Origin of the sequence: Zafaria cholistanensis (genome assembly GCF_008580665.1) — a bacterium.
Taxonomy (GTDB): domain Bacteria; phylum Actinomycetota; class Actinomycetes; order Actinomycetales; family Micrococcaceae; genus Zafaria; species Zafaria cholistanensis.
The window spans coordinates 166,924-186,831 of sequence record NZ_BKDJ01000004.1 but is presented as its reverse complement, the minus strand read 5'-3'; the positions used below and the strand labels follow the sequence as shown (position 1 = coordinate 186,831).

Sequence of the window (19,908 nt, the reverse complement as noted above, 5' to 3'; positions counted from 1 at the left end):
GCTGCTTTCCGCAAAGGGGAAACCGGGGCGCGGTGCGCCGGGGAAGCGGTTGCTCGGGAGGAAGGAGTCTTGTGCGCGGTGTGCATCTGTCTGAACCTAAGAGTCGGGGAAGCCGGACAACGTGTTCGATCGTAATCGAATCGTTACCGATGTCCAACCGCACCCTTCCCTCCCGGGGGACCGCCGTAGGGTAGGCCCCCGGGAAACGGCTACTTCCTCCGGTACTCGGCGTACACGTACCCGAAGGCCCCCGACACCATTCCCAAGCCCCGCGCCGCGGTCCTCAATCCCTTAGCCTCGTGCGAAAGGGAGCGGGACAGGAGACCCACCGCGTAGCGCAGGGACCCGCCCGCGAGCCGCACCGTTCCCGGTCCCAGCAGGCGCAGCCGGGCGGCCAAAGTGTGAATTCCGTCACGGGAAAGTTCCAGGGTGACCCGGCTGGCGGAGTTTCCGCTGCGCAGGGCGCGGCGCAACACCCAGCCGCGGGTCAGCCGTCCCCGCGGCACGTTGTCCACCACCACGGCTTCGTCGCACCAGACCATCCGCCCTCCCCGCGCTGCCAGCGACCGGGTGAAAAGCGTGTCGGAACCTCCGCTGAGGCCGAAGCGTTCATCGAATTCGAGGTCCAGGGCGCGGATCCTTTCCATGTCCAGCAGGAGGTTGTTGGTGGCCGCGACATCGACTTCGGTTCCGGTGGGCAGCCGCCTCCGGCGGAAGAAGTCGCCGGCCTGGATCCAGGGACCCGGTTCGGCGGCAAACTCCGAAATGACGGGGCCGACCACGGCTGCCGCGCCCGTGTCGCGGTAGGTCTGCAGCAGGTGGTTAAGCCAGCCGGCAGCCGGCACCTCGTCGTCGTCGATGAACACCAGCAGGCTGGCATCCGCGGCTTCGCGCAGGGCCCGGTTGCGGGCCGCGGCGATGCCGGGGCGGGGCTCATGCACGTAGTCGACCCGCGCGGCGGATTCGGCCGCTGCCGCTTGGACGGCCTCCCGGGCGCTGGCGTCCGGATCGTTGTCGATCACCAGCACGCGGGCCGCGGCCTGCGCGTCCAGGGCCTGGGCGGCCAGCCGCGGCAGTGCCAGGGCGATGTCCTCGGGCCGGCGGAAGGTCAGCACGGCAATGACGACGGTCTCCGCCGGAGTGGTCTCGCTCATGAGTGGCTCCTTGCTGCCCGGTTCGACTCCGGGGCGTCCGAGTTCGCCGGCGCGGGTGCGCCAGCGGGATTGGATGGTTCGTGTGAGGGTGTCGCGGTGGTGTCGGCACCTGTCTGCACATGCCGGCCGCTACGGGCCTGGGCCCGGCGGCTGCCGAGGGGCTGTGCCAGGGACAGGAATTCAATCAGGCGGCGGCGGTGTGCCAAAAACAGGACGGCGGCCAGCACCAGCAGGAACACCGCGCCTCCCAAGGCCAGTCGCGCAGCACCGGCCGGCGGCGCGGCGGGGACGGCCAGCAGCCCCAGGTACGCCCCTCCGGCCCACAGGCTGGCATGCAGCGGAGGCCAGATGTTGCCCAGCTGGGTACGGACACTGATCCCGCAAAGCCGCTTTTGGATGCCCAGCAGGACGGGGGTGAGCAGGAAGCCCGCGGCCACGAGCCCCACCGCGACCCCGAGGAGGCCGAACTGCAGTCCGGCCACGATCCCGCCGACCTGCAGCGCGAAGGCCAGCAGTTCGTAGCGCAGGTTCAGCCCCGCCCGGCCCAGGCCCTTCATCAGCGGCGGGGTGATGTAGAAGACGGTTTCCCTGGCGCCGCCGATCGCCAGCACCGCCATCAGGGGTGCCGCCGGGAGCCAGGCCTCTCCCAGGACCAGCAGCACCAGGTCGTGGGCGGTGCAGGCCACCAGCGCCATCATCGGGATCACCGCCATGGCCAGCAGCCGGGTGGTGGTGGCCAGGTGCCCCGCGACCACGGACCGGTCTCCGGCGGAGCGGGAAATGGCCGGAAACATTACGCGGTTGACTGTCTGGCCGATCAGCTGCACCGGGATCACCATGATCCTGTAGGCCATGCTGTAGAAGGACAGCGCCGCCACGCCCAACACCCGGCCGACCAGAATGTTGTCCATGTTGCGGGAGAAGTAGGCCAGCCAGTTGGTGGCAAAGACGCTGGCGCTGAAAGCCAGCAGCGGACGGACCTCGGACAGGCGCAGGTTGGGGACCGGTCCGCGTGCGGCGCCCAGCAGAATGGCAGCGGTGAGCAGGTCCGCCGCCAGGATTTGGGGAACGATGGCGAAGTATCCCGCTCCCAGGAGGGCCGCCGAGATTCCGGCCGCGGCGCCGGCTGCTGCGGCGGCGATGTCCGCCGCCCCGATGCCCCGGAAGTGCAACTCCCGGGAGAGCATGGCACGCGGAACGATGGACAGTGCCTTCAGCGGCAGCGCCGCCGCCAGCAGCAGCAGCACCGGTTCGAGGGCGGCGGCCCGGAAAAAAGCCGCCAGGTGCGGTGCGGCCGCCACGGTCAATCCGGCCAGCGCCACCGCCATCAGCAGGTTCAGCCCCGCGGCGGCCCCGGCGGTGCGCCGCGCCACCGACTCCCTTTGGATCAGCGCTGCGGATAACCCCTGGTCCAACAGCAGGGACATGAACATGATGTAGACGGTGGCGGCGCTGATCACCCCGTAGCTGGATGGGCCCAGAATCCGGGCCAGGACCACGGCGCACAGCACCTGGAAGCCCTGCTTGGCCACCACGGCGCCCAGGCTCCAGCGGATGCCACGGGCCGCGGTTCGGCCCGCGAAGGTCGGCGCGCTCACTCGTGCGTGCCCAGGCTGGCGGCTTCCTGCCTGCCCGGAGCGCCGCCCTCGGGGCCCTGGCCGCCGAAGCCTCCGCGGGCAGGACCGAGGATGAGCCCCGCAATGGCCAACCGGTACCTTTCCGGCGCATGGCGCTCGCCGGCCACGGAGGCATCCGCCGCTGCCGCTGCGCGGACAGCGTCCCATTCCGCGGCGATCCCCGCCAGCGCGTCCGCGAGAGCTTCGGCATTCCCGGGTGCGGCGAATCGGGCGCTGGAATACCCGGCGGCGGCCTCCCGCAAGCCGGAAGTGTCACTGACCACCACCGGCCGGGCCGCCAGCACGGCCTCCACCGCGGTGTTGCCGAACGGCTCGTCGAGGCGGGAAGGCACCACCACGGCGTCGGCGGAGGCCAGGAAGTCCCATGTCCCGGGCTGGAATCCGTGGAAGGAGGCCGCTTCCCCGAGCCCCAGCTCCTCCACGCGGTCCCGCAATGCGCGCTCGAAGTCCTCATAGCCCGGGAAGACCGCGCCGACCACGTCTAAAGTGGCGTCCACGCCGCGCCGGCGCAGTTCGGCCACCGCCTCCACGGCGACATCCACGCCCTTGCGGTGGGAGAGCCGGCCCACATAAAGCACCCGCAGGGCGCCATTAAGGGCGGCACGGGCCGGCACCGGCTTCTCCGGGCCGGGCACCCCGTTGTAGACCACCGTGGCGCGCCCGCGCAGGGCGGGCAACGATTCCTCCAACGTGGCCACGCTGTAAAGGCTGTTGGCCACGATCCGGTGTGCCAGGAGCAGCGGCAGCGCCAGGGCGACCCGCAGCGGGCGGGCCGCATGGCGTTCGGCCTCGTGCACATGGATGACGGTCCGAATGCCCGCCAGCCGGCCCAGCAGCGGCCACAGCGGGATGGTCACCGTGCTGACGTACAGCGCGTCGGGACGGTGGCGGCGCACCAGGGCAGCCCCCCGGTAGAGGCCGCGGATGCCCTCGCCCGCCAGGCGCACCAGGCCCAGGGGGCTCAACAGGGACTTGCGCAGCACGGGAGTGGGGCAGAATTCCACCACCGCGCCCCGGGCACGGAGTTGGTCCACCAGCGGCCCCGGTCCCGGCAGCGCGACGGCAACATGGTTTCCGCGGTCCAGCAACCCCTGCACGCTCTCCAGCAGAACCCGGTCGGAACCATAAAGGTCGGCGGCGGGATGCGCCACCAAGACGCGCAGCGCGCGTGATCCAGCATCGATCGAAGTCATTTCATTCCCCCAAGAAAGCGGCGCGAGACAGCCGATGAACATGACCCGCGACGCCGGGCATCGAACGGGACAAGGCCGAATGGGTTCGGATTTTTCTTGTCCAGGTCTAGCCAAAGCCACGGACCTTGCAACTACGATGTGGCAGACAGCATACATACAAGGACGTGTGCTGGCATGGGGGAAGCTTCAATGGGGGGAAGCATGTCTGAATTAATGGGGTATTTAAAGGCCGTCCTGAACGGCTGGTGGAAGGTACTGATCTGCGCTGTGCTGGGCGCTGCGCTGGCCATGGGGGCAACCGCTGCCGCCACGCCGCAGTATGAGAGCAAGGTCGGGTTCTTCGTGGTGGCTCCGTCCAGCCAGAACCAGTCGGCGTTGGAGGCGGACGCACTGGTCAGGGGTCGGATCGACGCTTACACCGCACTCATGACCAGCCGGCAGTTCATGACCCAGCTGGTGAGTGCCAGCGACGAGCCGTTGCAGGAGGAGCAGCTGGTCCAGGCCATCTCGGCCAGCGGGAATGCGGACCAGCACAGTCTGACCGTGACCGTGCGGGCCTCCGATCCGCACCAGGCACTGGCCCTCGCCCGGTCGGTGGCCACCAGTTTCGGCAAGCTGGTCAATGACCTGGAAGCGGACAGTGACAAACCGCAGACGGTCCTGAATGTGGTGTCGGAGCCGCAGCTGGGCCAGGACCCGGTGTCCCCGCGGCCCCTGCTGAACCTGTTGCTGGGCATCCTGGCCGGGCTGGTGGTCGGTGCCGCGATCGTCATCCTGAAGCGGCAGGCCGATGAAACGGTCCGCTCGGCACAGCAGCTGGAGCTGGAGCCGGCCCTTCCGCTCCTGGCCACCATCCCGCTGGACGGGGCCGTGCGCCGGCCCCAGTCCGGCTCCGACCCGGGAACCAGCCTGGTCCTGACCGAATCCGCGCGACGGCTGCGCACCAGCCTGCACTTCGGACCCGGCTACAGCAACCATTCGGTGCTGGCGGTGACGTCGCCGCGGCGGGGCGACGGCAAGACGACGACGGCGCTGTACCTGGCGCTGGCGCTGGCCGAGGCGGGGGAGCGGGTGCTGCTGGTGGAGGCGGACCTGCGCAACCCCACCCTGGCGCACCGGCTGGGGATCCCGGCCGAGCCGGGCCTGGCGGAAACGCTGTCACAGGCGGCGCCGGTCGACGCCGTGCACCGCAACTTCCGTCCGCGCCTGGACGTCCTGCCCGCCGGAACCCAGATTGGGAACTCTGCGCCGCTGCTGGGCAGCCCGGCCATGGCCCGCCTGCTGGAACAGGCCCGCGCGGACTACGACGTGGTGGTGCTGGACACCACCTCCCTGCTGCCGTTCGCGGATGCGGCCGTTGCGGCTGCCCTCTCCGACCGCGCCATCATGGTGACCCGCTACGGACGCACCCCACTGGGGGACATCGCGATCGGCCTGAATGCGCTGAAGGCAGTGCAGGCCACAGTGGTGGGAACCACCCTGAACGCGGTCCCGCTCAGCAGGGTCGAACTGCGGGCGTACGCCGCCGGGCAGCGGTCGGAGCTGGTCGCGCCGGGCGCGGGACCGCAGGGTGGGGAGGCCTCCGCCAAGCATGTCCTGAAGGAGGACGCGGACCCGGTCGGCCGGCGGTCCTAGATGCAGCTGGCTGCCTGGATTGCCTTCTGCGCGGTGGCTGCGGTGCTCACCCGCAACCACCCCAGACTTTATCTGTCCGCCGTGGTGGTGGCCTGGTTCGCTATCCCTGCGGTCGGCAGCAGCCTGGTCACCGGGGAAGCCGACGGGCCGCTGTCTTTCCACCCGGCGACGTGGCTGGTCGCCGCCATCGCGGGGGTGCAACTGCTGCACACCCCCCGCGCCCTGGCGGCGGCCCTGGCCCGCCAGGTGCATGTCTTCCTGGGGCTGGCCCTGGTGGCGGGAGCCGCGGTCATCACGACCGTGGCCGGCGGCGGCAGCTCCGTGGCGCTGATCGACCAACTGCTGGCACCAGTGATGTTCTTCCTGCTCATCCTGGCCGCGGGTCTGGCCGACCGCGGGCTGCTGACGGTGCTGAAAAACCTGCTGCTGACGCTCGCGGCGGCGGTTTCGATCGTCGCGTTGGCCCAGACGCTGACGGGTCAGGTGATCTTCTACGAATCTGGCTTCCTGACCCAGTACTGGTTCGACCCGGAGGACAACCGTTGGATGGGCACCCTCGACCAGCCGCTGGCTTTGTCGCTGGCGCTGTGCATGATTGCGCCGCTGGCGGCGGGGGTGCGCCGCCCGGCCCTGCAACTGGTGCTGCTGGTGCTGCTTGGCGCCGGCGTGCTGGTCAGCCAGTCGCGCCTGGGGATCGTCACCTACGCACTGGTTGCCGCCTTCGCGGTCCTGCGCAGCCGCATCCCCTGGCAGGGGAAACTGTCGCTTGCCGGACTGCTGGCCACGGCGGCATGGTTTGCGGCAGGCAGCACCGTGTCAGCCGGGGTGGCGCAACGGTTCGCCGACGACACCGGTTCCGCCGCCGCCCGTGCGGACGCCTGGGGCTTTTTCCTGACCCGCTGGCAGGACTACCTGGTGGCCGGGGAGGGGATTTCGGCCAGCTACCGGGTGTCGGAGGCCGGCGGACTGATCACCAGCCTGGAAAGCTCCGTCCTGATGTACGCCGTGGACATTGGCGTGGTGTTCGCCCTGGTGTATTTCGGGGTGATGGCCGGGCTGATTGCCCGCAACTGGCGTCAGCAGGCCTGTCCGGGGCTCGCCTTGGGATCGGTGTTGGGGCTGCTGATCGTGCAGACCTACAGTGCGTTGGCCACCCGTTCGGTGGCCGGGATCCTGATCTGGACCATGCTGGCCCTGCTGGTGCTGGCGGGCCGGCAGTCCCGCACTCCGGAGGAGCCCCGCACCCCGGAAGAGGGTGCGGCCGGGACGTCCAGCGGCGCGGACGGACCGCGGCTGCGGCCGATTGAGGCGCAACTGGCGGCCGCGATGCGGGCCGCCGCAGCCCGGTGAAGCCCTTGACGCCGGGCCAGTCAGCAGGCGGGCCCCCGGCCCGCCTGCTGACGGACCGGCCCAGCCGCCGGCAACTGCTGGCCGTGGCCGCCTCCGGCCTGGTCCTGTCCGGCTGCGGTGGCGGCGCGGGCGGCAGCGGAGGTCCGGCGGAGGGCCCGGAGCCGGTCCACACCCTGGACCGGCTCCTGGCCACCCGGCCGTTCCACATTGCCCACCGCGGATCCCACGACAACTGGCCGGAGCACACCGCGGAGGCCTACCGGCAGTCGGCCGCACACGGTGCCGCCGCCATTGAGGTCTCCGTGCAGGCGACGGCGGACGGGGTGCTGGTGTGCCACCATGACCCGGATCTGCTGCGGATGACCGGGGTGGCGCGGCAGATTGCCCACCTCGGGCACCGCCAGCTGGAGGGAGTCCTGAACAACGCCCGGCCGTGGCTGGGCCCCGGCAGCGCCCAGTTGCCCATCCCGGACCTGAAGAGCGTGCTGGACGCGCATGCCGGGAACCGGGTGGTCTTCATCGAAGACAAGCAGGGCACCAATACGCAGGCCCTGCTGGACCTGATGGACAGCTACCCGGACGCCCGGCAGCACTTCGTCTGGAAGCAGCCGGCGGGCTCCAACCGCTACCGGCTGGCGGCCGAGCGCGGGTACCGGACTTGGGGGTACTTCACCGGGGAGGACTTTGGCCGGCTGGACGAGCTGGGGGAGCGGTTCGACCTGCTCGGGCTCCACCACAGCGCCGGGGACGAGGTGGTGGCCCGGTTCGTGGCCACCGGGAAGCCGGTCATTTGCTGGGAGGTCCACACCCGCTGGCTGCGCGACCGGCTGCTGCGCCTGGGGGTAGCGGGGATGATGACTTCCAACTACCCCTATGTCAGCACCGATGCCCCCAGCGCCACCGCGGACCGCTTCGTCACCGGCCTGCGCGGAGCCGGCGACCTGCCCTGGGCCCTGGCGTGGAGCCACCAGCCCCCGATCCGTCCCGAAACGTCTTCGATCCGGCTGGACCACAGGGAGAAGGCCAGCTACTGCATGGGCTCGCTGTGCCCGGTCACGGCTGGCAGCTACACCCTGGGCTTTGAGCTGCGCTGGCCGGAGGGTGGACCGGGCGCGGGCCAGCACGCCGGGATCGCCTTCGGCCAGGAAACGGACCTGCCCTACCGGGTGCGGGAGCCGGGCGCCGGGTCCGGCTACCATGTGGTGGTCCGGGAGGACGGACTTCTGGAACTCCTGGGCCGGGTGGCGAACACTGTTTCCGCCTATTCGCTGGCCAGCGTGCCCACGCCCCCGCCGGTGCCGGGGACCTGGCTGCGGCTGTCCATTGATGTCACTCCGGAGCAGATTACCGTCTCCCGGCTCCCCGGCTCCGAGGCGGCCGGATCGGATCCGGCAGGGGCCGCTGCGGGGGCGAGCGTCTCGGTTCGGGACTCCACCTACCGGGGTGGCTATTTTTCGCTGTGCCGCAACTACGACGGGGGCCCGCCGGTGGAGTTCCGCTCCATCCACGTGCGGGCCTGACCCGCCAGGGCCCGTGCGGCGTCGGGGCTTCCCGCCGTGCGGTGCCGCGGACGCCGGGACCAACTTAGGTACCGCTCACATGACCGCAACCGCCCGGCGTGGGATGATTAGAGCAGACTTGTCTTGCGTAATCGCAGGCAGCAAACGCGACCGGCCCAAAGGAGGACCCATGGTGCCTGTGCTTCCCGCCCCCACCACGACCAGGAACGCCGTCCCGGCGTTGGACGACGCCGAGGTCCTGCGCATCCGCAATGACTTCCCCATCCTGTCCCGGGACATCAACGGTGCCCCGCTGGTCTACCTCGACTCGGGCGCGACGTCCCAGAAGCCCCAGTGCGTCCTGGAGGCCGAGCAGCACTTCTACGAGCGCTACAACGCGGCCGTGCACCGTGGCGCCCACAGCCTGGCCGTCGAGGCCACGGATGTCTTCGAGGACGCCCGCGAAACCGTGGCGCGGTTCGTCAACGCCGGCGCCGACGAACTGGTCTGGACCTCCAACGCCACCGAGGCGCTGAACCTTGTCGCCTACTCCTTCTCCAACGCCAGCGCCGGGCGTGGGGGCGCCGCCGCCGAGCGCTTCCGGCTGGGCCCGGGCGACGAAATCGTGGTCACCGAACTGGAGCACCACGCCAACCTGATCCCGTGGCAGGAGCTGGCCTTCCGCACCGGCGCCACGCTGCGCTACATCCCCGTGTCCGCGGACGGCGCCCTGCGCATGGACCTGGCCGCGGACATCGTCGGCCCCCGGACCCGGGTGCTCGCCTTCGCCCACGTTTCCAACGTCCTGGGCACGCTGAACGACGTCGGCGCGCTGGTCGCGCTCGCCCGCTCCGTCGGGGCGCTGACCGTGCTCGACGCCTGCCAGTCGGTCCCGCACCTGCCGGTGGACGTCAAGGCCCTGGACGTCGATTTCCTGGCTTTTTCCGGGCACAAGATGCTTGGTCCCACCGGCATCGGAGCCCTCTACGGGCGCCGCGAACTGCTCAATGCGATGCCCCCGTTCCTTACCGGCGGCTCCATGATCACCACCGTCACCATGGAGCGGGCGGAGTTCCTGCCGGCTCCGACCCGCTTCGAGGCCGGCACCCAGCGCATCTCGCAGGCGGTGGCGCTGGCGGCAGCGGCCTCCTACCTGTCGGAGATTGGCATGGACCGGATCGCGGCCTGGGAGGAGCACCTGGGGCAGCGCATGGCCGCCGGGCTGGCGCAGCTCCCGGGCATCCGGCTGCTCGGCCCGCCGGCCGGCACCGGGCGCATCGGTACCGCCACGATCGAGGTCGAGGGCGTGCACCCGCACGACGTCGGCCAGTTCCTGGACAGCCGCGGCGTTGCCGTGCGCGTGGGCCACCACTGCGCGCAGCCGCTGCACCGCGCCCTGGGCGTTTCGGCCAGCACCCGCGCCAGCACCTACCTCTACAACACCACCGCGGACGTGGACGCGTTCCTCGACGCCGTCTCCGGCGTCCGCGGCTTCTTTGGAGCACAAGCATGAGCGGCCTTGAACAGCTGTACCAGCAAATCATTCTCGACCACGCCAGGCGGCGCGTCGGCGCTGGGCTGAAGGAAGCCGAAGCGGGCCACGCCTGGGGAGAGTCGCACCAGCACAACCCGATCTGCGGCGACGAGATCCGGCTGCGCGTGGAGACCGACGGCAACACCATCGCGCGCATCAGTTGGGAAGGCAACGGCTGCTCGATTTCGATGGCCTCGGCCTCCGCGCTGGTGGAGCTGGCCCAGGGGGAGGACCGCGGCACGTTCACGGACATGCTTGAGGAGTTCCGCGAAACCATGCGGTCGCGGGGAACCCGCGAAGGCGACGAGGAGCTGCTCGGAGATGCGGCGGCCTTTTCTGGAGTCTCCCGCTTCCCGGCCAGGGTCAAATGCGCCATGCTCGCCTGGGTGGCCGCCGAGGGCGCGTTGCTCGCCGCGGCCCCGGGGGATGCCGCTTAGCCCTGCACTGACCCTAGACTGTGCCCATGTCTACACTGGGCCTATGTCTACGGTAGGGCGCACGTCCGCCGGCGAGCGCAGGCGCCTTCCCCTGTGGCTGGCGACCCTGGTCAACGTCGTCGTGGCGGTGGCCGTGGTGGCGCTGGTGCAGATGTTCCTGGTCAAGGTCTACAGCGTGCCCTCGGGGTCGATGGAGACCACCCTCAATGTCGGCGACCGCATCCTGGTCAACCGCCTGGCCTACGGGGCCGGGGCCCCGCCCCGCGGCGAGATCGTGGTGTTCGGCGCGGACGCGGCCTGGGAGCAGGAGTTCCTGGCCACCGAGCAGGACGCGGCCGAGCAGGTGCTGCGCGGCTTCGGCGACCTGACCGGGATCGGTCCGTCCAATGAGAAGTTCCTGGTCAAACGGGTGATCGGCATCCCCGGCGACACCGTCGAATGCTGTTCCCCGGAAGGGGCCGTCATGGTGAACGGCCAGGCCCTGGCGGAGGACTACCTCCACGAGGACTTTGACTTCGTGCCCGGAACGCTGGACTGCGCCAGCACTCCCGTCTCGTTCCGCTGCTTTGGGCCCGTGGGGGTTCCGGAGGACAAGGTGCTGGTCCTGGGGGACCACAGGAGCACCTCCTCGGATTCGGTGGCCACCTGCCGCGGGCGCGACCGGCAGGCCCAGGTGTCGTGCGCCCGGTTCGTGTCCACGGCCGACGTCGTGGGCAAGGTGGTGGTCAAGGCCTGGCCGCCGTCCGACTGGCGCGCCTTCTAGGTCCGGCCGCAGCGGCCAGCAGCAGGAGGCCGCACAACCCGATCCCTACCAGGGCTCCGAGCGTGTTGGCGGCGATGTCGGCCGCCGAGGGGTACCGCTCCGGCAGCAGCTCGCGTTGGGCCCATTCGATGCCGGCGCTGGCGCCCGCGGCGGCCAGCAGGGCAAGCCACCAGTAGGGCAGCGGCAGGGCGGCCGCGAGCAGGAAGCCGAACGGCACGAACATCGCCACGTTGGCCAGCCATTCGACCAGCGCGTAGTCGAACCACTGCGGGATCCCGTGCCGGTGCAGCCAGTCCAGGCCGCGCAGCAGCCCCGCGCCTGCGTCGCGGTCCACAGGCACGGGCCAAAAGACCACCAGGAACAGGCACACCGCGTATCCGGCGGTGGGTACGGCGAGCCAGGCCACCCGCCGCGCCAGCGGCAGGTGGCCCAGCAGGGTGCGCTTGCGCCGTAGCAGGATTTCCGCCTAGGCCTGGCGGTCCAGCCACGCCTTGGCCTGGGCGGCCTGCAGGTTCAGGGCCTTGCCCACGAACGGCTCGGCCGCGGTGGCGATCTTTCCGCCCAGGAACGGGATGCCGGAGGAGACCTCTCCCTCCAGGTCCACGCGGCTGCCTTCGGCCGCGGCAACTACGCGCTGGACGGCCGAAACGTTCACCGGGATGCCGGAGACCTCGACGGTCACCGCGGCCTCGCGGGAACCGTCGGCGGCCGGGGCGGACCAGGCCTCGCGCTGGGTGACGTCCACCGAGGCGCCGACGAACTTGCGGGCGATTTCCGGAAGGCGTCCGGTCGGGACGCTGCGCACCGTGACGGCCTCGAACGCGCCGGCCGGATCCCCGGATACCGTGAAGTCCTTCAGCGTGCCGCCGACCTGGGTCCCCAGGTGCTCCACGAAGGCGCGGTCGGTCAGGGTGGCGACCACTTCGGCGGGGGTGTAGGGCAGGGTGGTGGTGGCGTTCAGGGCCATGGTGGCGTTCCTCCATCGTTGTGATTTCGTAACCTAAGCGTACCCGCCGCGGGACCCGCCGCGAGCGCCGGCGGGCGGGAGGAAGGCGGGGGCGCGGGCTCCTCCCGGGCGGGCGCGCCCGGACCGGCGGTAGGCTGTTAACGGCCCGGGAGTCGATGACGGTTCCGGGCTCCACGTGCGCTCCGCCGTGCCCCCGGAAGGAACACCGCCCCATGGCTCTTGCTGGACTCCGCGCCGCCCTCGCGGCCGATCCCTCCTATGCCCGCGTGCGCGCCCACGCTGCGCGTCCCTTCGCGGAACGCAGCCCCGGCCTTGAGGTCGCCGCCCCGCCCGGGCTGCGCGCGGCCCTGGTCGCGGAAACCGTCGACGGCCTGGCCGCGGCGGGGGCCGGCGGCGCGGACGCCGTCGTGCTGGCCATCACCGCCACCGGGCGCGAGGCCGAGGACCTTGAGGCGGCACTGGGCTGCTACCTGCCGGCCGAGGCCGTCGCGCTGTTCCCGAACTGGGAGACGCTGCCGCACGAACGGCTGTCCCCGCGTTCGGATACGGTGGGCCGCCGGCTCTCCGTGCTCCGCCGGCTCGCGCACCCGGACGGCACGCTGAAGGTCGTGGTGGCTCCGATCCGGTCGGTGGTGCAGCCGCTGGTCGCCGGGCTCGGCGACCTCTCGCCCGTGGATGTGAGGGTGGGGCAGGAAAAGCCGTTCGGGGACCTGGTGCGGGAACTGGCGGCGGCGGCCTATGCGCGCGTGGACATGGTGACCCACCGCGGCGAGTTCGCGGTACGCGGCGGTATCCTCGACGTGTTCCCGCCCACCGAGGACCACCCGGTGCGCATCGAGTTCTTCGGGGACGAGGTCGAGCAGATGCGCTGGTTCGCCGTCGCCGACCAGCGTTCCTTCGCCGCCGGGGAGGACGGACCGGCCGGGCCGGCCGAACTGCACGCCCCGCCGTGCCGCGAACTGCTGATCACCCCCTCGGTGATGAGCCGGGCGGCAAAGCTGAAGGCGGCGATGCCGGCCGCCGCGGACATGCTGGAGAAGATCGCCGGCGGTATCGCGGTGGAGGGCATGGAGTCCCTGGCCCCGGTGCTGGTGGACGCGATGGTCCCGTTCGTCGGGCAGCTGCCGCGCGGCTCCATCGCCGTCGTCATGGAGCCCGAACGGGTGCGCACGCGCGCCCACGACCTGTCCGAAACCAACGCGGAGTTCCTCGCGGCGGCCTGGTCCACCGCCTCCGACGGCGGCGCGGCCCCGGTGGACCTGCTGCAGGCCGAAGGGGTTTCCGCCTCCCTGGACGCCGGAAATTTCGCCACGCTCGCAGACACCCGCGCCACCGCGCTGGAAGCCGGAGTCAGCTGGTGGTCGGTCACCTCGCTGGGGCAGGACGAGGAGCTGCTCCCGGACGTGGACACCATCCGGCTGGCCGCCCGCGAACCGCGCGGCTACCAGGGCGACGTCGCCGAGATGATGGAGTTCATCGGCTCGCGCGTGCGCGAGGACTGGCGCGTCGTGGTGGTCACCGACGGCCCGGGGCCGGCCCAGCGCCTGGCCGAGCTCTTCCACGACGCCGGTATCCCCTGCCACCGGGTGCCTTCGCTCGATGCCCCTCCGCAGCCGGGCATCATCGAGATCACCACGGCGGTCGCCGGACGCGGCTTCGTCTTCGACGGACTCAAGCTGGGCCTGCTCACCGAGGCCGACCTGCTGGGACGCTCCAGCGCCTATGCCGCCAAGAGCGGACGCAAGCTGGCCGCCCGGCGGCGCAACGCCGTGGACCCCCTGCAGCTGGCGGAGGGGGACTTCGTGGTGCACGAGCAGCACGGGATCGCCAGGTTCGTCGAGCTCATCCAGCGCAGGGTCGCCACCGGTTCCGGGGATGCGGGCGTGCGCGAATACATGGTGCTGGAGTACGCGCCGTCCAAGCGCGGGGCCCCCGGCGACAGGCTCTTCGTGCCCACCGACCAGCTGGACCAGGTCACCCGCTACGTCGGCGGCGAGACCCCGGCGCTGTCCAAGATGGGCGGCGCGGACTGGTCCAGCACCAAGTCCAAGGCGCGCAGGGCCGTCAAGGAGATCGCCGGCGAGCTGATCAGGCTGTACTCGGCGCGCATGGCCGCGCGGGGACACGCCTTCCAGAAGGACACCCCGTGGCAGCACGAGCTCGAGGAGGCCTTCCCCTTCACCGAGACCCCCGACCAGCTGACCACCATCAACGAGGTCAAGGCGGATATGGAGCGCGAGGTCCCGATGGACCGGCTGGTCTCCGGCGACGTCGGATTCGGCAAGACGGAGATCGCCGTCAGGGCCGCGTTCAAGGCCGTCCAGGATGGCAAGCAGGTGGCCGTGCTGGTGCCCACCACCCTGCTGGCGCGCCAGCACCACGAGACGTTCACCGAGAGGTTCTCCGGCTTCCCCGTGCGGGTGCGCTCGCTCTCCCGCTTCCAGACGGCCAAGGAGGCCAAGGAGGTCGTGGAGGGGCTGCGGAACGGGTCCGTGGACGTGGTGGTCGGCACCCACCGGCTCCTCTCCAAGGAGGTCCAGTTCAAGGACCTGGGGCTGGTCGTGGTCGACGAGGAGCAGCGCTTCGGCGTCGAGCACAAGGAAGCGCTGAAGAAGATGCGCACCAATGTGGACGTGCTGGCCATGTCCGCCACTCCGATCCCGCGCACGCTGGAGATGTCGCTGACCGGCATCCGCGAAACCTCGACGCTGGCCACCCCGCCGGAGGAACGGCACCCCGTCCTGACCTACGTCGGCCCCTACACGGACCGGCAGGTCACCGCGGCGATCCGGCGCGAGCTGATGCGCGAGGGACAGGTGTTCTTCGTGCACAACCGCGTCTCCTCCATCGACAAGGTCGCCGCGCAGCTGCGCGAACTCGTTCCGGAGGCGCGGGTGGAGGTCGCCCACGGCAAAATGAGCGAGGCCCGGCTGGAGCAGATCATCGTGGACTTCTGGGAGCGGAAGTTTGACGTGCTCGTTTCCACCACCATCATCGAGACCGGCCTGGACATCTCCAACGCCAACACCCTGATCGTGGACCGCGCCGACGCCTACGGGCTGTCCCAGCTGCACCAGCTGCGCGGGCGCGTGGGACGCGGGCGCGAGCGCGCCTACGCCTACTTCCTCTGGAACGCGGAGAAGCCGCTGGGGGAGGTCGCGCTGGAGCGCCTGAAGGCGGTGGCCGCCCACAATGAGCTGGGCTCCGGCTTCCAGCTGGCCATGAAGGACCTGGAGATCCGCGGGGCCGGCAACCTGCTCGGCGGCGAGCAGTCCGGCCACATCGCCGGTGTCGGGTTCGACCTGTACATCAGGCTGGTTGGCGAGGCGGTGGCAGAGTTCAAGGGCGAGGCGGAGGACAAGCCCGCGGACATGAAGATCGAGCTGCCCATCAACGCCCACCTGCCGCACGACTACGTGCCGGGGGAGCGGTTGCGCCTGGAGGCCTACCGCAAGCTGGCCGCCGCGCAGGACGCCGAAGCGATCGACGCGGTCGTGGAGGAGCTGGTGGACCGCTACGGCGAGCCGCCGGCCCCGGTGGTGAACCTGGTGGAGGTGGCGCGGTTCCGGGTGCGCGCGCGGGCGGCCGGGCTGACGGACGTGGCCATGCAGGGCAACTTCATCAAGTTCGCCCCGGCAGACCTGCCCGAGTCCCGCCAGATGCGCCTGGCCCGGATGTACAAGGGGGCGCAGGTGAAACCGGCCCTGAATGCGGTGCTGGTCCCCAAGCCCAAGACCGCTCCGGTGGGCGGTCGCGACAAGGTCGACGCCGAAATCCTCGCCTGGGCGGGGGAGGTCGTGGGGAACATCTTCGAGGACTGAGCCTCCAGGCAGGCGGTGCTGCATGGTTCCGGTGCTGCGTGGCTCCGTGCTGGATAGTGCCGGAACTACATGGTGCCGTGGGCGATGACCACCGGGCATTTGGCGTGCGAGGCCACCGAGGTGGAGACGGAGCCCAGGAGCATGCCCTTGAACCCGCCGCGGCCGCGCGTGCCCACCACGAGCATCTCGGCGCCTTCGCTGGCGTTGATCAGGACCTGGGTGGGGGATCCCATCTCCATGCGCACGGTCAGCCCGGCGGGCGGCTCATCCCCAAAGGCCTCCCGGACGGCCTGGTCGACGACGGCGCGGGCATCCGCCTCCGGGTCCCAGTTGGTGGGCGCGTACTGCTCGAAACTCGTGCGGGCCTGCCACGCGCCCACGACCTCCACGGCGTGCCCCAGCGCGTCGGCCAGCGTGCGCGCGTAGCGCAGGGCCGCAACCGACTGGGGGGAGCCATCCACGCCGACCACGATGCGGCCACGCGGTCCAAATGCCTCGGTCATCCTGTTCCTCGCTTTCCTCGGCGGTGCTTCCCTGGGGGGGTGCTTCCATCGGTGGCGCCGGGCGCCCTGCTGCGCCGGGCCCGAATCCAGCGTACGTGGGCAGCCCCCCGAAGCGGAGCCCTGGCCGGGAAATCGTCCGCGAAGACCGCGAACCTCAGGACAGGGAGGTGGCCTGGGGTTCGTGGAGCTTGCGGGAGACCGTCGAGACGGCGCTTTCGACAACCTCTCCCACCGCCGGGGACTTGGCCCTCAGGCTGTCCTCCATGGCATCGATGCGCTGCTGGGTGCGCGGGTCGTCCCACAACTGCTGGGCCTTGGCCATCATCTTGTCGTAGGAGCCGCGTCCGGAGCGGGTGCCCAGCACGTAGCCGGTCGCGGCGCCTGCGAGAAACGTCAGAATGCGCATGTCAAGCCTCCTCAGGGTTGGAACGGGGCAGGTCCAGGACACAACCCTAGCCGCCCCGGCCGTTCCGGTCACGCAGTCCGGTGCCGGTCCGGGCCCGTTTAACGCCGCAGGACCCCCGCCGGTCCGGCGGGGGTCCTGCGGCGCCTGCGGGCAGGCGGTGCGACCGGTGCTACTTCTGGTCCTCCATGAGCTCCTTGGTGCTCCGGGAGCGGCCCAGGACGTGCTGCGGGATGGCAAAGGCGAGGCCGGCCATCAGCAGGCAGAGCAGGCCCGGAACCCAGGCGTTCTCCAGCGTCCACAGGGACAGCACGAAGAACGACCCCACCAGGAGGGCAAACATCACCAGGAAGGCGATGAAATTGCCAACGAAGTTGCCCTGGCCGGAATAGGCCTTGTTCTTGCCGTTCGAGTACACAGCGTTCTCCCTTGAAATCCTGTTGAAATCCGGCGTCCGGGGCCGCGGCGTGCGCGTCAGTACCCGGGGGCGCCCTGTTCTCCTCCAACAATAGCAACTCCGGAGCTGGCCCCGAGCCGCGTGGCCCCGGCCTTGATCAGCGCCAGCGCGTCCGCGAGCGTGCGCACTCCGCCGGAGGCCTTCACCCCCATTTTCGGCCCGACGGTGAGGCGCATCAGGGCGACGTCCGTGACCGTGGCGCCGCCGCCGGCGAACCCGGTGGAGGTCTTGACGAAGTCGGCGCCCGCGGCCGCGGCGGCTTCGCAGGCGAGGACCTTGGCATGTTCGTTCAGCAGCGAGGTTTCGATGATCACCTTGAGGATCGCCCCGCCGGCGTGCACCGGGGAAACGACCCCGGCGATGTCGCGCTCCAGCGCCGCCCGGTCCCCGCGCCTGGCCGCGGCGATGTCGATGACCATGTCGACCTCGTCGGCCCCGTTGGCAACGGCCTCGGCGGCCTCAAACGCCTTGGCGGCGGTGGTGGAGGCCCCCAACGGGAAGCCGGCCACCGAGCAGGTCAGCACCCCCGAGCCGGCCAGTGCCCGCTTGGCCGTGGCGACCCAGATGGGGTTCACGCACACCGCCTTGAATCCGTGGTCGATGGCTTCGCCGCACAGTTTCAGGATCTCGTCGCGCGAGGCGTCCGGCCTCAGCAGCGTGTGGTCGATGTAGCCGGCGACGTCGCGGCCTGTGGTTGGTTCCATGGCGGACCCTCCTGGGGTTGGGGAGCTCGGGGTGTGGGAGTGGGGTGCCCGCCGGCGGCGGGCGGTGGGGCCGGGGCCCTAAAGTCCGAGGGCCTCCTCCACGTCGCGGCGGACCGCCTCCAGGCGTTCGCGGGCGGCGGCCCGGGCGGCGGGCAGCTCGTCGGCCGCGCCCACCGCCGCGGTCACCTCGAGGTAGCACTTGAGCTTGGGCTCGGTGCCGCTGGGACGCACGATCACGCGGGTGTCGTCCGCGGCCAGGAAGCACATGCCTTCGGTGGGCGGCAGCTGGCCGCCCTCGGCCAGGTCCAGCGCGGAGACCACCTCCGAGCCGGCGAGCGAGGCCGGGGGATGCGCGCGCAGGCGCCCCATCATGGCGCCCAGCAGATCCAGCGAAGCGACCCGCACGGAGAGCTGGTCGGTGGCGTACAGCCCGTGGACCAGCGCCAGTTCGTCCAGGGCCTCGGGCAGGGAGCGGCCCTCGTGCTTCAGATCCGCGGCCAGCTCAGCCACCAGCAGCGCGGCGGAGATCCCGTCCTTATCCCGCACCAGGTCCGGGGCGACGCAGTAGCCCAGCGCTTCCTCGTAGCCGTAAGCCAGCCCGGGGACCCGGGCGATCCACTTGAAACCGGTCAGCGTGGTGCGGTGCTCCAACCCGTGGGCCGCGGCGATGCGCCCCAACTGGCGGGAGGAAACGATCGAGTTCGCGAACACCGGCCGGCCTGCGCCCTCCGCCTCCGCCCGGAAGCGCGGGGCCAGGTACGCGCCCAGCAGCGAACCGACCTCGTCCCCGCGCAGCATCCTCCAGCCCTCCCCGGGGAACTCGGCGCCGACGGCGCAGCGGTCCGCGTCGGGGTCGGTGGCAATCACCAGGTCCGCCGCGGAGGACTCCGCCTGGGCCAGTGCCAAATCCATCGCCCCCGGCTCCTCCGGGTTCGGAAAATCCACGGTGGGGAAGTCCGGGTCCGGGGCCGCCTGCGCGTCCACCGGCGCCACGTCCGTGAATCCGGCCGCGGCGAACACCCGGGAGAGGGTTTCCCCGCCGACCCCGTGCATCGGGGTGAACACGATCCGCAGCCCGCGCCCCGGACCGTCGGGGGAGGAACCGGCGGAGGCCAGGGCCGCGACGTCGGAGACGTAGCGGGCCGCCAGGTCACCGGGTTCCCCGGCGCCGGGCAGCACCGTCCAGCCGGCCCCGGCCAGGGGGATCGAGCCCAGCGGGGCGTCATGGTCGATCAGCGCGGCGATCTCGCGGTCGGCCGGGGACACGATCTGGGCTCCCTCGCCGTCGCCGGGCGCCATTTCGCCTCCGAGGTAGACCTTGTACCCGTTGTCCTGCGGAGGGTTGTGGCTGGCGGTCACCATGACCCCGGCTTCGCATTCCAGCGCGCGCACCGCCCACGCCAGGACCGGGGTGGGCAGGGGGGAGGGCAGCAGGAAGGTCTCGATGCCCGCGGCGGTGAACACCGCGGCGGTGTCCAGCGCGAAGGCCTCGGACTTGTGCCGGGCGTCGAAGCCGACGACGGCGCTGGGCACATAGGCGTCCCCCGCCTGGCGGAGGAGGTACCGGGCCAGGCCCGCCGCGGTGCGCCGCACGACGGCCCGGTTCATGCGGTTGGGTCCCGCCCCCAGTGCCGCGCGCAGCCCGGCGGTGCCGAACGCGAGCGGCCCGGCGAAGCGGTCGGCGAGGTCTCGCAGGGCGAGGTCGCGCCCGGCCCCGGAGCCGGCGCCGTTCCCCTCGGCCGCGGCGGCGAGCGCGAGCAGCTGTTCGGCGGTTTCCGGATCCGGGTCTTCGGCGGCCCAGGCCCGGGCCCGGGCAAGCAGTGCGGCGGTCTCTGCAGCGGTGGTGTTCAC

The 19,908-nt window shown here is 71.1% G+C and carries 17 protein-coding genes; 7 read left to right on the top strand and 10 right to left on the bottom strand.

The window, feature by feature from the left end; all coding sequences use genetic code 11:
- Positions 1-209: 209 nt before the first annotated feature.
- Genes NCCP_RS05820 through NCCP_RS05810 form a run of 3 tightly spaced genes read right to left on the bottom strand, consistent with a single transcriptional unit; the run spans position 210 to position 3,984 of the window.
- Positions 210-1,154 carry a glycosyltransferase family 2 protein gene (locus NCCP_RS05820; protein WP_149956294.1) on the bottom strand — a complete coding sequence of 315 codons (945 nt, stop codon included), beginning with the start codon at positions 1,152-1,154 and terminating at the stop codon, positions 210-212.
- Entirely contained in the window at positions 1,151-2,752 is a 1,602-nt protein-coding gene (locus NCCP_RS05815) for a lipopolysaccharide biosynthesis protein (RefSeq protein WP_172627312.1), read from the bottom strand. The genes NCCP_RS05820 and NCCP_RS05815 overlap by 4 nt, the downstream gene beginning before the upstream one ends.
- A complete protein-coding gene (locus tag NCCP_RS05810) occupies positions 2,749-3,984 on the bottom strand; it encodes a glycosyltransferase (protein ID WP_149956292.1) in 1,236 nt (411 codons plus the stop codon). The genes NCCP_RS05815 and NCCP_RS05810 overlap by 4 nt, the downstream gene beginning before the upstream one ends.
- A gap of 201 nt (positions 3,985-4,185) precedes the next feature.
- On the opposite strand from NCCP_RS05810, the gene NCCP_RS05805 reads away from it, so the two are divergent.
- From NCCP_RS05805 to lepB, 6 genes are all read left to right on the top strand, one after another.
- The gene (locus NCCP_RS05805) at positions 4,186-5,619 is read left to right on the top strand and encodes a tyrosine-protein kinase domain-containing protein (RefSeq protein ID WP_172627311.1); all 1,434 of its coding nucleotides are present in this window, start codon (positions 4,186-4,188) and stop codon (positions 5,617-5,619) included.
- The gene (locus NCCP_RS05800) at positions 5,620-6,969 is read left to right on the top strand and encodes a hypothetical protein (protein WP_149956290.1); all 1,350 of its coding nucleotides are present in this window, start codon (positions 5,620-5,622) and stop codon (positions 6,967-6,969) included.
- A gap of 5 nt (positions 6,970-6,974) precedes the next feature.
- Positions 6,975-8,489: a glycerophosphodiester phosphodiesterase gene (locus NCCP_RS05795; RefSeq protein ID WP_149956289.1), complete on the top strand. Its 1,515-nt coding sequence runs from the start codon at positions 6,975-6,977 to the stop codon at positions 8,487-8,489.
- Between the two features lie 169 nt (positions 8,490-8,658).
- Entirely contained in the window at positions 8,659-9,981 is a 1,323-nt protein-coding gene (locus NCCP_RS05790; RefSeq protein ID WP_149956288.1) for an aminotransferase class V-fold PLP-dependent enzyme, read from the top strand.
- A complete protein-coding gene (gene sufU, locus NCCP_RS05785) occupies positions 9,978-10,439 on the top strand; it encodes a Fe-S cluster assembly sulfur transfer protein SufU (RefSeq protein ID WP_149956287.1) in 462 nt (153 codons plus the stop codon). Before NCCP_RS05790 ends, sufU begins: the two co-directional genes overlap by 4 nt.
- Positions 10,440-10,482: 43 nt before the next feature.
- Positions 10,483-11,202, top strand: coding sequence for a signal peptidase I (lepB, locus tag NCCP_RS05780; RefSeq protein ID WP_149956286.1), 720 nt, complete (start codon positions 10,483-10,485; stop codon positions 11,200-11,202).
- Here lepB and NCCP_RS05775 read toward each other — a convergent pair.
- Together NCCP_RS05775 and NCCP_RS05770 are read right to left on the bottom strand one after the other, a co-directional pair.
- Positions 11,165-11,608: a VanZ family protein gene (locus NCCP_RS05775; protein ID WP_172627310.1), complete on the bottom strand. Its 444-nt coding sequence runs from the start codon at positions 11,606-11,608 to the stop codon at positions 11,165-11,167. The genes lepB and NCCP_RS05775 overlap by 38 nt on opposite strands.
- Before the next feature lie 60 nt (positions 11,609-11,668).
- Complete coding sequence (locus tag NCCP_RS05770) at positions 11,669-12,169, bottom strand: DUF2505 domain-containing protein (protein WP_149956284.1); 501 nt, start codon at positions 12,167-12,169, stop codon at positions 11,669-11,671.
- A gap of 212 nt (positions 12,170-12,381) precedes the next feature.
- Between NCCP_RS05770 and mfd the strand changes: the two genes are divergently transcribed.
- Positions 12,382-15,990, top strand: coding sequence for a transcription-repair coupling factor (gene mfd / locus NCCP_RS05765; RefSeq protein WP_149956283.1), 3,609 nt, complete (start codon positions 12,382-12,384; stop codon positions 15,988-15,990).
- Between the two features lie 65 nt (positions 15,991-16,055).
- On the opposite strand, the gene NCCP_RS05760 is transcribed toward mfd, so the two are convergent.
- From NCCP_RS05760 to NCCP_RS05740, 5 genes are all read right to left on the bottom strand, one after another.
- Entirely contained in the window at positions 16,056-16,493 is a 438-nt protein-coding gene (locus NCCP_RS05760; RefSeq protein WP_149956282.1) for a universal stress protein, read from the bottom strand.
- Between the two features lie 154 nt (positions 16,494-16,647).
- Positions 16,648-16,899 (bottom strand): hypothetical protein, encoded by a 252-nt coding sequence (locus NCCP_RS05755; RefSeq protein WP_149956281.1) that lies wholly within the window; start codon positions 16,897-16,899, stop codon positions 16,648-16,650.
- A gap of 169 nt (positions 16,900-17,068) precedes the next feature.
- Positions 17,069-17,314 (bottom strand): hypothetical protein, encoded by a 246-nt coding sequence (locus tag NCCP_RS05750; RefSeq protein ID WP_149956280.1) that lies wholly within the window; start codon positions 17,312-17,314, stop codon positions 17,069-17,071.
- Between the two features lie 56 nt (positions 17,315-17,370).
- Positions 17,371-18,057: a deoxyribose-phosphate aldolase gene (gene deoC, locus NCCP_RS05745; protein WP_149956279.1), complete on the bottom strand. Its 687-nt coding sequence runs from the start codon at positions 18,055-18,057 to the stop codon at positions 17,371-17,373.
- A 78-nt stretch (positions 18,058-18,135) separates the two neighbouring features.
- Positions 18,136-19,908 carry a phospho-sugar mutase gene (locus NCCP_RS05740; protein WP_149956278.1) on the bottom strand — a complete coding sequence of 591 codons (1,773 nt, stop codon included), beginning with the start codon at positions 19,906-19,908 and terminating at the stop codon, positions 18,136-18,138.

Coding starts and splice junctions, on each gene's coding strand:
- NCCP_RS05760 (WP_149956282.1), bottom strand. CDS start 16,493: ATGACCGAGGCATTTGGACCGCGTGGCCGCATCGTGGTCGGCGTGGAT.
- sufU (WP_149956287.1), top strand. CDS start 9,978: ATGAGCGGCCTTGAACAGCTGTACCAGCAAATCATTCTCGACCACGCC.
- NCCP_RS05800 (WP_149956290.1), top strand. CDS start 5,620: ATGCAGCTGGCTGCCTGGATTGCCTTCTGCGCGGTGGCTGCGGTGCTC.
- lepB (WP_149956286.1), top strand. CDS start 10,483: ATGTCTACGGTAGGGCGCACGTCCGCCGGCGAGCGCAGGCGCCTTCCC.
- NCCP_RS05820 (WP_149956294.1), bottom strand. CDS start 1,154: ATGAGCGAGACCACTCCGGCGGAGACCGTCGTCATTGCCGTGCTGACC.
- NCCP_RS05790 (WP_149956288.1), top strand. CDS start 8,659: ATGGTGCCTGTGCTTCCCGCCCCCACCACGACCAGGAACGCCGTCCCG.
- mfd (WP_149956283.1), top strand. CDS start 12,382: ATGGCTCTTGCTGGACTCCGCGCCGCCCTCGCGGCCGATCCCTCCTAT.
- NCCP_RS05755 (WP_149956281.1), bottom strand. CDS start 16,899: ATGCGCATTCTGACGTTTCTCGCAGGCGCCGCGACCGGCTACGTGCTG.
- NCCP_RS05810 (WP_149956292.1), bottom strand. CDS start 3,984: ATGACTTCGATCGATGCTGGATCACGCGCGCTGCGCGTCTTGGTGGCG.
- NCCP_RS05770 (WP_149956284.1), bottom strand. CDS start 12,169: ATGGCCCTGAACGCCACCACCACCCTGCCCTACACCCCCGCCGAAGTG.
- NCCP_RS05805 (WP_172627311.1), top strand. CDS start 4,186: ATGTCTGAATTAATGGGGTATTTAAAGGCCGTCCTGAACGGCTGGTGG.
- deoC (WP_149956279.1), bottom strand. CDS start 18,057: ATGGAACCAACCACAGGCCGCGACGTCGCCGGCTACATCGACCACACG.